Source organism: Veronia pacifica (assembly GCF_001707825.1).
GTDB classification, from domain to species: Bacteria; Pseudomonadota; Gammaproteobacteria; order Enterobacterales; family Vibrionaceae; genus Veronia; species Veronia pacifica.
Window position 1 is genome coordinate 20,822 of record NZ_LYBM01000056.1, and the last position, 10,230, is coordinate 31,051.

12 protein-coding genes are annotated in these 10,230 nt (G+C 41.9%); 10 read left to right on the plus strand and 2 right to left on the minus strand.

Translation table 11 applies throughout. The features are described from left to right. Positions 1-335 precede the first annotated feature (335 nt). The gene (locus A8L45_RS20760; protein WP_068905271.1) at positions 336-1,097 is read right to left on the minus strand and encodes a helix-turn-helix domain-containing protein; all 762 of its coding nucleotides are present in this window, start codon (positions 1,095-1,097) and stop codon (positions 336-338) included. 122 nt (positions 1,098-1,219) lie between these two features. Here A8L45_RS20760 and A8L45_RS20765 point away from each other — a divergent pair, with 122 nt between their 5' ends. Beyond that, positions 1,220-2,464 (plus strand): MFS transporter, encoded by a 1,245-nt coding sequence (locus A8L45_RS20765; protein ID WP_017089781.1) that lies wholly within the window; start codon positions 1,220-1,222, stop codon positions 2,462-2,464. Positions 2,465-2,845: 381 nt separating this feature from the next. On the opposite strand, the gene A8L45_RS20770 is transcribed toward A8L45_RS20765, so the two are convergent. Further along, the gene (locus A8L45_RS20770) at positions 2,846-3,499 is read right to left on the minus strand and encodes a hypothetical protein (RefSeq protein ID WP_068905272.1); all 654 of its coding nucleotides are present in this window, start codon (positions 3,497-3,499) and stop codon (positions 2,846-2,848) included. A 340-nt stretch (positions 3,500-3,839) separates the two neighbouring features. On the opposite strand from A8L45_RS20770, the gene A8L45_RS20775 reads away from it, so the two are divergent. From A8L45_RS20775 to A8L45_RS20810, 9 genes are all read left to right on the plus strand, one after another. Then, positions 3,840-4,304: a GrpB family protein gene (locus tag A8L45_RS20775; protein WP_068905273.1), complete on the plus strand. Its 465-nt coding sequence runs from the start codon at positions 3,840-3,842 to the stop codon at positions 4,302-4,304. Between the two features lie 63 nt (positions 4,305-4,367). After that, positions 4,368-5,066 carry an HAD family hydrolase gene (locus tag A8L45_RS20780; RefSeq protein WP_068905274.1) on the plus strand — a complete coding sequence of 233 codons (699 nt, stop codon included), beginning with the start codon at positions 4,368-4,370 and terminating at the stop codon, positions 5,064-5,066. Positions 5,067-5,296: 230 nt separating this feature from the next. Further along, positions 5,297-6,121, plus strand: a complete 825-nt coding sequence (locus A8L45_RS20785) for a class I SAM-dependent methyltransferase (RefSeq protein ID WP_245680786.1) — start codon at positions 5,297-5,299, stop codon at positions 6,119-6,121. A 97-nt stretch (positions 6,122-6,218) separates the two neighbouring features. Then, entirely contained in the window at positions 6,219-6,782 is a 564-nt protein-coding gene (locus A8L45_RS20790) for a DUF6985 domain-containing protein (RefSeq protein WP_068905275.1), read from the plus strand. A 297-nt stretch (positions 6,783-7,079) separates the two neighbouring features. After that, positions 7,080-7,478 carry a hypothetical protein gene (locus tag A8L45_RS20795; protein WP_068905276.1) on the plus strand — a complete coding sequence of 133 codons (399 nt, stop codon included), beginning with the start codon at positions 7,080-7,082 and terminating at the stop codon, positions 7,476-7,478. A gap of 429 nt (positions 7,479-7,907) precedes the next feature. Beyond that, positions 7,908-8,465 carry a hypothetical protein gene (locus tag A8L45_RS20800; protein ID WP_068905277.1) on the plus strand — a complete coding sequence of 186 codons (558 nt, stop codon included), beginning with the start codon at positions 7,908-7,910 and terminating at the stop codon, positions 8,463-8,465. 284 nt (positions 8,466-8,749) lie between these two features. Further along, positions 8,750-8,899 carry a hypothetical protein gene (locus A8L45_RS25410; RefSeq protein ID WP_245680787.1) on the plus strand — a complete coding sequence of 50 codons (150 nt, stop codon included), beginning with the start codon at positions 8,750-8,752 and terminating at the stop codon, positions 8,897-8,899. A gap of 10 nt (positions 8,900-8,909) precedes the next feature. After that, positions 8,910-9,464, plus strand: coding sequence for a YdcF family protein (locus A8L45_RS20805; RefSeq protein ID WP_245680788.1), 555 nt, complete (start codon positions 8,910-8,912; stop codon positions 9,462-9,464). Positions 9,465-9,598: 134 nt separating this feature from the next. Further along, positions 9,599-10,105, plus strand: coding sequence for an AAA family ATPase (locus tag A8L45_RS20810; RefSeq protein WP_068905279.1), 507 nt, complete (start codon positions 9,599-9,601; stop codon positions 10,103-10,105). Positions 10,106-10,230 lie beyond the last annotated feature (125 nt).

Below are 10,230 nucleotides of genomic sequence, written 5' to 3' on the forward strand. Positions count from 1 at the left end.
GTGTCGAAGGACAATACTGTTTGATCATTCACAATAAAGTTTGTCACTTTATTGAGTTAAAAATGTACTGAGGAAACCGTTACCAAATCATCTGGTAACTTGAAATTGCCCCATTCCAATTTAACGCACTTACTCAGTGGCAGATCGTGCCATTGGAATCACAGTACTTTTCCTAATGGCTGACGGTTGAGGGGCGGTGCTCGGAATCTCCCATTTCCGCGCATAATCGGAGTTTCTAACCAGCGACTTCCTCCTGCATTGTTATGCAAACATGGTGGAACGCATAGATTAGATATAAACGTGTTTGCGTTAGCAAAACTGATCGTATAGGGTTGTTAAATCAAATTGGATATTGACGGTAGCTTACCATGGAACTCTCCTTGTGCTCCCATAAAACCAAATGTATAAGGTTTAACCTTGTTGTTGTTTCGTCCACCAAATCCTTGTCTTTCTCGAAGCTTACCAAACAACCAGTTATCTAACATACCATTGATCTCGACAAACTCATCTTTCGTCAGATCAGCTTTGAAGCTTGTGAGAAACGCTTCATCATCATTGGCTGGTAAGTTAATGACTCGTTCTTGAAGACCATTTAACACTTGCGTCGTAAAGTAAACAGGGAATCTAGCCCCCTTTACAAATGAGGTTTGCTTAGGCAACAACAGATTACACGCGTTGTTTGATCCTATCTGGATGAGACTGAGCTTTTCCAATTGTCGAAGATACAGATGCGTTGAAGCATCGTTCAACCTGTACTTTTCTTTGATTTGTTGAACGGTAAGTTCTTCCGCTAGTTCTGACCAAAATGAAAAAAGAGATGGATTATCATAAAAAGCATCATCTTGTTCTTGCGAAAAAACAGGAATTGAAGAAATGTTCTCTTCAGCCTCAGAAAGAAGCTTCGATACTGGTGTCTCTGTAAGATTAACAATAGCTATTAACCTTTGTATGGAAAGCGGTTGTAAGTTGTTTAGCAACCTTTTGACACTGACTTCTGATACTTCGAGTTCCGTAGCGAGTGTGCGATACGAAATATTGCACTTCTTAAGCTCTCTTTTGAGTAATTTACACACTTCTAATGATAGTTGTTCATCCATTTCGTCTGAATTATCCCTATATAGATACTGAAAGTATCTTAATACTATCCTTTTTGACTTTAAGTTGCACTAATGTATCAAAATAGGATGATTTAAACTAAACAAGAGAGGGGGACACACTGATGAAACAGAGCGAGTTGGTTATACGATTTGGAATACAACAAGGCATGCACTGGATGGTAGTCGGGTTACTTATCCCAGTAATAACTCTTATCTTTCAATCTAGAGGGCTAAACCTAACAGAAATTGGAGTTGTCATGGCGGTGTGGATCGGGAGTACTGCGATATTAGAAGTACCTCTCGGCGGTGTCGCTGACACCTTTGGGCGCAAAAATACGTACTTGTTTTCTCTAGCACTTAATTTGTTGGGTTGCCTTGCTCTTTTCTATGCAAGTAGTTTGGGGGGTATCTTGGTTAGCGCTATGTCTTTGGGAGCTTCAAGGGCTGTTTATTCTGGCAGTCTAGACGCTTGGTTCTACGATTCTTTTGTTAACTCTATGGGAGAATATTCGTACCACACAGCAATTGCGAAAATAAATGTATTGGTTACTGCTGGACTGGCTACAGGGTCTTTGATAGGTGGGGTTCTACCTAACAGTATTGTTAGCTCATACATTGAAACATTTAGCGTATATGACATCAATATTCTCGTAGCTAGCGTATCAAGTATTGTCTTGTTTTTTCTGACATGGGTGCTGCTTCCTGAACAGAAAAATATCAAAGAAAATACCCAAAACACCATAGCCATCGCGATGCAAACTAGTATTACGGCGCTTACAGTTTCTTTAAATCAATGGACTTTAAGATTGCTCTTTCAAGCTACACTCGTTTTTGGAGCAGTGATGAGCGCCGTTGAAAATTTCTGGCAACCTTATCTGGCAGATTTGATAGGAACGGCACCTGATGACTTGACTCTTTTTGGCATCATATCAGCACTGTATTTCTTGATGTCAGCTTTATCATCAGTACTCTCTATTCCCTTATTAAAAATATTTTTCGGTTCACATAAAGCCTTAATATTTACAACTAGATCACTTGCTGGCTTTTCACTGCTCTTGCTTGCGAACGCTACCAATACCACAAGCTTTGCTTTATTGTACTTGACGTTTTTCTTTCTCTTCACCATGGGGAATAACTCCGAGCAAGTATTACTTAATGAGAACACTCAAGAAGAGATTCGCTCAACCACTTTATCCATAAGCTCTTTCGCTGTTACATGCGGTGGGATGCTTGCCTCTTTGACTATGGGAGTCATTTCCGAGTATTTCGGGATATCGATTAGTTGGATATTGTGTGGTTCGATACTCTTAATTTCCTCGCTGTATTTCCTTGTTATCCGTGAAGTAAGCAGAGCAGAATCTACGTAAAGTGTTTTCGAGCTGGGCAACTCATAATCGTTCTAAAAACCAATTTATGTACGTGTAGTGCGCAAATGGCGGGCTGAGTATTTCTTCATTATATTTGCACAAACTATATCTACAGAAATAATCTGTGAGTGACAGGTTTTGTCCATTTTCGTTCACGTGCGGTATCTCTGTAAAGGGCGTAGTACTCCACTTTGTAGTACTAAAACTTATCCGAAGGGTAGATTTTTCCTCTGTCCGCTAACTGATTTCTGTCCAAATTCGCGCTAGCTTCTCTGGCGGGTTTCGAGTCTCATTATGTGCGCCAACAAATGCTCGGACACTAACAAACATGCAAATCGAATCGGTATTGCGGTGAATGAATTATCGGTGTCCCAGCGTGCTTCAATCTTCCGGAAAATATTGTTCCATCATCGACTCAATCACTGGCTTGAACCGACCTTGCTCGTGCTGTTGTTGCGTTGAGTTTATTACGAACATCGACATCCATAGATTTCGTTTGTTGTTTTCCATTGCGATGAAATCGATCATCGAGACATTTTGACTCGGCGTTGATGGCTCAAGCGCTTTCAATAGCGTGTTGAATTCAGCGCCCGATTCTTTTAATAGAATCTCCGCTATCACAATGGCTTCATTGTGACCCAACGACTCCGGCGCCCGCAAATATGCTTGCAATAGCGCCGTGTACAAGGTCGACAATTGGGCAGGCTGCACGTTGGTTTGGCGGGATAACGCTTCAATCAAAACTGCAGCATGATTTAGATAGTGGATGAACTGACCATCGGGGCCAACCACGTCAAACACATCAAGCCCTTTTAGGGTAGCGATTGCATGCTCGCTGACTTGCTCTGCTTGTGTGTCATTGAGCTCACAACTGTCTAACACGGCTCCCACGAGCAACAGAGCGTAAGACTTCTGTGAGTGGTCGTTTGAGTTGGACTGAAATTCGATAAGTGACGTGATTATCTGATCAATATCACCATCATGAAATGTCGATTCCTGACAACATTGATAAAACTCACCGTATGTTTCTTCCAACGGTTTACTGTGCGCATTCGATAAAATCGATAGTGTCGTGCTTAAGCTGATTTTATTATTCCTTATAAAAAATTGGGTGAAGTAAGGCCATGTTTTTGAACCATCAGATAGACCATCGATACGGTGATCATGCCCTTTAATGCAAGCGCGATTGCACCATCTACAAGCAGCAAACTATCACGTTGTAAAACACCAAACCAAAGATGTTCAATTGTTGTTACAACCAATTGGGACGTAAATCGCAGGGTGAGGAACCAATGAGTATCGGATTAAAACGAGGGACGGTTGCGCTTAGCGCATATTCAGAGCAATGACCGATTGAATATAAAAGGAACGAGCGATGCTTCTGGAGCTTGCTGGTTCGAGTATTTCCCGTATTGAACACATAGGGAGTACTTCAGTTCCGGGACTTAAAGCAAAACCTGTCATAGATAATGGAATAGAAGTTGGCTCTGCCAGGGATCTAAATGAAATCATCAAGGCTCTGCCTGAAGACATTTATGAGTACTTTGGCGAAAGAGATATTGAAGGCGACTTCTTCTTTGCTAAGGGACCTGAATCGTGCAGAACACATTACATTCATGTTTCATTTGCAGGCACTGCCCGACTGCGTGATCTCGTTAAGTTCAGAGAGTCGCTCAGGTCTAACGAAAAGCTAAAAGCTGAATATGCTGAGCTCAAAGAACAGCTCGCCGAAAAACATCAATCAGATATAAAGCTTTATACGAAATTAAAGGGTGAGCTGATTGCTAGGGTAGTCAGCGCCTATCAAATGCAGCCAGTCGCAAATTTCACTCGTGAATGATATTGGACCAATCGCAGGACTTATATTGGACACTTTGCGGTTTATTCATCTGTCAGGGTTCCTATGGCTATTGCGGTTTACTTCGATTTAGATAATACGCTGGTTAATCGAGCGTTAAGCATCGATAGCTTCGCTACTCTTTTCGCACAAGTGTATGGTGCCAAGCTGCTTAAGGTCTCTATCTCCGAGATATCCGGTATTGTTAAGAAAGCTGATAACGGAGGCTACTTAGCGAGTGACTCGAAGTACAAGAAGATAAGTGAGGCCATTGCCTTCGAGCTAAGCAGTAAACTGCCCTGGCGGGAGAAAATAAGTGAAGCAGAAATTCATGAATTTTGGAAAACGCGCTTCCCGCAATGTACTGTTGAAATGGCCGGTGCGGCTGATGTGGTTAACCACTTTGCCAAGCATGGTGTCCACTTGGGCATTATCTCAAATGGTGCTGAGCCGTCGAGGCTTGCCACATTGGCTGCAACCAGCTTCGCGGACAGATTTAAGCAAGTTGTTAGCTCGGGAGCGTTTGGAACCAAGAAGCCTGATCCTGAGATATTTGTTCAAACAGCCATCGCGGCAGGTTTCGAGCCAAGTGATTGCTATTATATCGGAGATCATCCGGTGAACGATGTAGACGGTGCATTGGCCGCGGGTATGAAAGCGATCTGGTTGTCTGGTTTTCACCAACAAGATGGTGTGTTACCAGAAGCACAAGTTATTACAGCGCTGGTTGAAATTTTGCCATTAATTGAGGCGCGGCCTCAATAAAACCATCCAACCGACGCCACAACGTCGCCCTTTTTATGCTAAAACACAGCAAAAACGAACCTCATTGTTCTGCGGGAGATGACGGCGTTATCCCCCATCAATCTTAGCGTTTCAAGTCCCAAGATTTAGTCGCCAAATCCCTCTTTTCATCACCGCAGGTTTGTGTCCAAATCGCTTAACAACCCTTGTTTGAGTGACATGTCTGAAATTCCAATCACACATTTGAAATCATGTTCGGGTTGTTATCTCTTGGTAGCTTAAACACGGTTTGCGGCAAGGCGAAATGCAGTAGCTTTTTCAAAAGGCGCTGGCGGCAAGCCGCGAAAGACATGGAGCAAGGGCTAACAAATGCAACCACAGGACAAAAAAACCGCTACGCCATTTTTTGCCTGTGCTGGCAGGCGTTAGCAATCAGGATGAAAATGAAACCAAATTATCACGTCCATGAAGAAATGTACGTCGAAGCCCGTCAAGTAGGCTGGGAGGGTTGGGGTGGTAATGAGCGAATGTCTAAAGCAACCTTAGTAGAGCGCTTTCTAGATCTATATGACGGTTCAAAGCAAGTTAAATTGCTCGAATTAGGTTGTGGTGAAGGTCATCATTGCCGAGCGTTCAATAAGTTAGGTTTTGATGTGACAGGCATAGATATCTCACCGACAGCAATTGCATGGGCAAAGGAAAAAGCGAAAGCCACAGGTTTAAAAGGTGAGTATTTTACTGCCGACCTAACGTTAAAATCCCTCAAACTCTCAGAGAGATACGATGTTGCGATTGACGGGAATTGTTTACATTGCATTATCGGCGAAGATCGAACCACATTTCTGGACCATGTATACAGCTCACTCTCTGATAATGGGATATTTTTTGTTAGTAGCTTGTGTTCTAAAGATGAAAGTAGCTATGAAACACATAAGAATAACGCCCCGTATCGACACATTGCATCTCAAAATAGTTTGATCAGAGAATTAGAGAAAGCTGGGCTCCAAGCTCTTAATGTCAAAGTCTATGAGCGTGAAAATTCAAACCATATAACGGTGTTTGCTATCAAAGCATAGTGTTTTTTGAAAATGCTAACAAATGCAGCCACAGGACAAAAAACCGCTCCGCCATTTTTAGCCTTTGCTGGCAGGCGTTGAGTTTCAAGGAGACAAAGTGGGTAACTCCTCACATCCAAACTTCAAATGGAATGAGTTTTGCTGGGAAACTGAACTCAAGTTACCTGATTGGGCAGGATTTCAAGAGCGAAATGGGCCTTATGGTGCGTTATCGTCAAATGAACCATCAGATGGAACCATCAAGATAGTTTTTGCCCCAGAGGGTCGAGATGATCAAGCAATCAATTCTGAAGAAATGGAGCTGATAAATTGGTTTATTTCTTACCAGTTCCAAGTCATTGAATCTATAGTCAATGCTTTATTCTCTAGCTACTCTTCGATCAGAGAAAGTTATATTGAAGAGTGTGGCGAAGAGATGGCTGAGTATTTTCCGAATGTACAAGGAGCCAATGAAATTAAAAATGTCGTTGGTATCGTATCAGTCAATATCCACCAAGTTACTAAAGACGGTATTCCATACATTGGTATTGAAATGGGGTGCAATTGGGAAGAAGAGCATGGCCTTGGTTTCCTTTTGCATGGCACTAAAATAGTCGAAATTGGTAGTGCAGATACGGCATTTCTATTATGGATGGCAGAGAAACATGCTAATGAAACTTAACAAGCGGCTGCACCGGACAAATTTCCAATTTTCATAGCCACAGATTTGAATCGAAATCAGTGAACAACCGTTGTTTGAGTGACGTGTCTGAAATTCCAATCACACATTTGAATTCAAAATCAGGTTGTTGTTTCTTGGTGACTTAAACACGGTTTGCGGCAAAATAAAATGCGGTAGCTTTTTCAAAAGGTGCTGGCGGCAAGCCGCGAAAGACATGGAGCAAGGGCTAACAAATGCAGCCACAGGACAAAGAACCGCTCCGCCATTTTTTGCCTGTGCTGGCAGGCGTTAGGTCTCATGGAAACTATCAGATTTAAAGAATTCGGAATACTTGTTGACTCTGAAAGAACTAGAGAATTCTACAAACATCAAAACAATATACTGGAAGACTGTAGTTGTTCAGATTGCGATTATTTTTATAATACTTTTAGCAAATTACCTTTTAGCGTTTATAAATTTCTTAGTTTATCAGGAGTTGATCTACAAAAGAATTTGGCATCTGAACCAACGGGGGTTCAATGTGCTGTGGAAAATAATAACTTAATATTTTGTGATCAAGATTGTTTGTTTTTTGGAAAGCTTCCTAAAGAAGAATTGGAATTCACCTATATTGAATCAAACCTGAATTTTAAGGTTTATTTTTATCACATAAGCGATTATGAAATTAAAGTTCAAATTAATTTATCAACTAACTAAACCTAACAAACGCATCAAGCTGACTCCTAAAAGCTTTGGCTTTCCTCACTGCGTTCGGTATTATAGCCAAAACTTTTCCCGCGGCTTATGCGGGCGTTATCCTCTATCAATTTTAGAGTTTTGATTCCCGAGGTTTGGTAGCCAAATTCCTCTTTTCATCGCCGCAGGTTTTTGTCGAAGTCACTGAACAACCTTTGTTTGCGTTGCGTGTCTGAAATTCCAATTACTCATTTGAATTCATATTCAGGTTGTTGTCTCTTGGTGGTTTAAACAAGGTTTTCGGCAAAGCGAAATGCGGTGGCTTTTTCAAAAGGTGCTGGCGGCAAGCCGCGAAAGACATGGAGCAAAGGCTAACAAATGCAGCCACAGGACAAAAAATCGCTCCGCAATTTTTAGCCTGTGCTGGCAGGCGTTACGTGTACTAGAGTCATGAATCGAGTATTTGATAATTACGAAATTACGTTAAGGGATGAGCCAACTTACTCTCGTAATTCGGCTGACAACTCGAGAGCCTATATTCATGAATACTGTCGTAGTAATGAGTATCAACATGTATCCGCACATGGTGTACGGGTCAGGGAAAATGACGAAACGTTAGCTTCCGCAATATTACTGGGGGTTGGTGGTGCTACAGGGGTTAACGAAAACTCTGTGGCATTTGACGGCAAATCTCTTTATATGGCTTCGGGTGATGCACTATATTCACTGTCCTTACCTTCGCTCGAATTAAACTGGTGTGTAAAAGTTGATTTCGCTACATGCTTTGGTGTTTTCTGGCTCCAAGATAGAAAGTGCCTTCTTACGTGGGGCGAGCTAGAGATTGGATGTTATTCCCAAACAGGTGAAAAAATGTGGAGTTCATCTGGCCCAGATATTTTTACCGAGTGGTTAGAGTTGCATGAAGACATAGCCGTAGTTACGGATTTTAACGGTGATGTACATAGTATAAATTTAAGCAACGGTGCAATATCCAGTGCAAACACGTAACAAGGCCAGTCAATCTGACCTCCGTAAACTGTCTTCTTTTTTGCAAAGAGACGTAAAAAAGCAGCCAATTCACTCCGGCAGTTGCTGGCGGCGTTATCCCCCATCAACTTTAGAGTTTTGAGTCCCAGGGTTTAGTCGCTAAGTTCCTCTTTTCATAGCCGCAGATTTGTATCGAAATTGGCGAACAACCTTTTTTTGAGTGACCTGTCTGAAATTCCAATCACACATTTGAATTCACATTCGGGTTGTTGTCTCTTGGTGGTTTAAACACGGTTTGCGGCAAAGTGAAATACGGTAGCTTTTTCAAAAGGTGCTGGCGGCAAGCCGCGAAAGACATGGAGCAAGGGCTACCAAATGCAGCCACAGGACAAAAAATGCTCCGCCATTTTTTACCTGTGCTGGCAGGCGATATGCGTATTCACTCAATCGTGTAAGGGATTAGGATTGAACAAAAGAGAAATCGAGAGTATTACGCAGGTAGTCTTCCCGAAACACCAAAATGAGTTCCAACATGCAGAAGTGCTTGTTGTGCTGGGTAGTTACAAAGCAACTCAATATAAGATGCCAACTGCTATACGACTGTACAAGGAGAAAAAAGTCTCCAAGCTATTGTTGTCAGGCGGCAACTTAGCAATAGATCAAAGGCCCGAGTTTGAGTCGATGAAAGAGTATGCATTGGATAATGCTGTCCCAGATTCGGATATTATCTTAGAACGATATGCAAAAAATACAGTAGAGAATGCACAATTTTCTTCAAAGATTATCGTAGAGAGTGAAATCGCAAAAAGGTCGGTGGCAATACTGACAACGGCTTTCCACATAAAACGGGCAATGCACTTATTCAAAAATGCTTTACCTCAATATTTGGAACTTCACAGTTACTTTGTAAACGATCGAAGTACTCGGAGGGATAATTGGTGGCTCACCGAGAGTGCAGTCTCTCGTGTAATGCACAGTCATGAAGCGTTAAAGCTTTTAGGTGTCAAACCATACGCATAACAAATTGTGCAAGAGGGATTCGCAACGCGTGGCATTTTCACTAAGCGTTGGTTTTAGTGTTTAAGGCGGTATGCTGCTGCGTAGGTATTGCGTTGCTCATCCCTTAACAAGGCGTTATATCTTTTTGAGGGAACATGAAGATTCATATCACGGGAAATGCTGGTTCTGGCAAAACTACGTTAGCTAAACAATTAGGGCAAGCATTGAACATACCAGTCCAGAGTTTAGATGGCGTGGTTTGGAAAGATGGATGGGTTGCGGCTTCAAAAGAGGAGCGTGCATTGGGTGAGCAAAAACTAGTTAGACAGAAACAGTGGATTATTGAGGGTGTCTCTAAAACAGCTCGAGATAGCGCTGACTATGTTATTTTCCTTGATGTCCCAAGGCATATTTGTATATCCCGTTGTATTAAACGTAATCTACCTTATCTGTTTCGCTCTCGTCCTGAGCTTCCTGATAACTGCCCAGAGATTCTGATAATACCGAGATTATTCAAAATTATCTGGAAGTTCCCAGAACTAGCTAAACCCAATATTTTGCAGTCTATGAAGTACAAGAAAGGCGTTGTGTTCAGTAAGGTGGTCAATGTAGATGAGCTTGTAGCAAAAATAGAAGCTGACCTAAGCGCTTGTTGGGAATAAAAATATAACAAACGGCTATGGCTTTCGAGTTAACCAGAAATATCTTCAGTGATACGTAAATTACCCATATATTTACTAATTCATATGGTGCACATAGAACTCGTCTTGCCAACTTGGTTCTGTCC

What these genes read in the sequence shown, in the direction of transcription:
- A8L45_RS20760 (WP_068905271.1), bottom strand. Translation starts at nt 1,097, where the DNA reads ATGGATGAACAACTATCATTAGAAGTGTGTAAATTACTCAAAAGAGAG.
- A8L45_RS20765 (WP_017089781.1), top strand. Translation starts at nt 1,220, where the DNA reads ATGAAACAGAGCGAGTTGGTTATACGATTTGGAATACAACAAGGCATG.
- A8L45_RS20775 (WP_068905273.1), top strand. Translation starts at nt 3,840, where the DNA reads ATGCTTCTGGAGCTTGCTGGTTCGAGTATTTCCCGTATTGAACACATA.
- A8L45_RS20780 (WP_068905274.1), top strand. Translation starts at nt 4,368, where the DNA reads ATGGCTATTGCGGTTTACTTCGATTTAGATAATACGCTGGTTAATCGA.
- A8L45_RS20785 (WP_245680786.1), top strand. Translation starts at nt 5,297, where the DNA reads ATGTTCGGGTTGTTATCTCTTGGTAGCTTAAACACGGTTTGCGGCAAG.
- A8L45_RS20795 (WP_068905276.1), top strand. Translation starts at nt 7,080, where the DNA reads ATGGAAACTATCAGATTTAAAGAATTCGGAATACTTGTTGACTCTGAA.
- A8L45_RS20800 (WP_068905277.1), top strand. Translation starts at nt 7,908, where the DNA reads ATGAATCGAGTATTTGATAATTACGAAATTACGTTAAGGGATGAGCCA.
- A8L45_RS20810 (WP_068905279.1), top strand. Translation starts at nt 9,599, where the DNA reads ATGAAGATTCATATCACGGGAAATGCTGGTTCTGGCAAAACTACGTTA.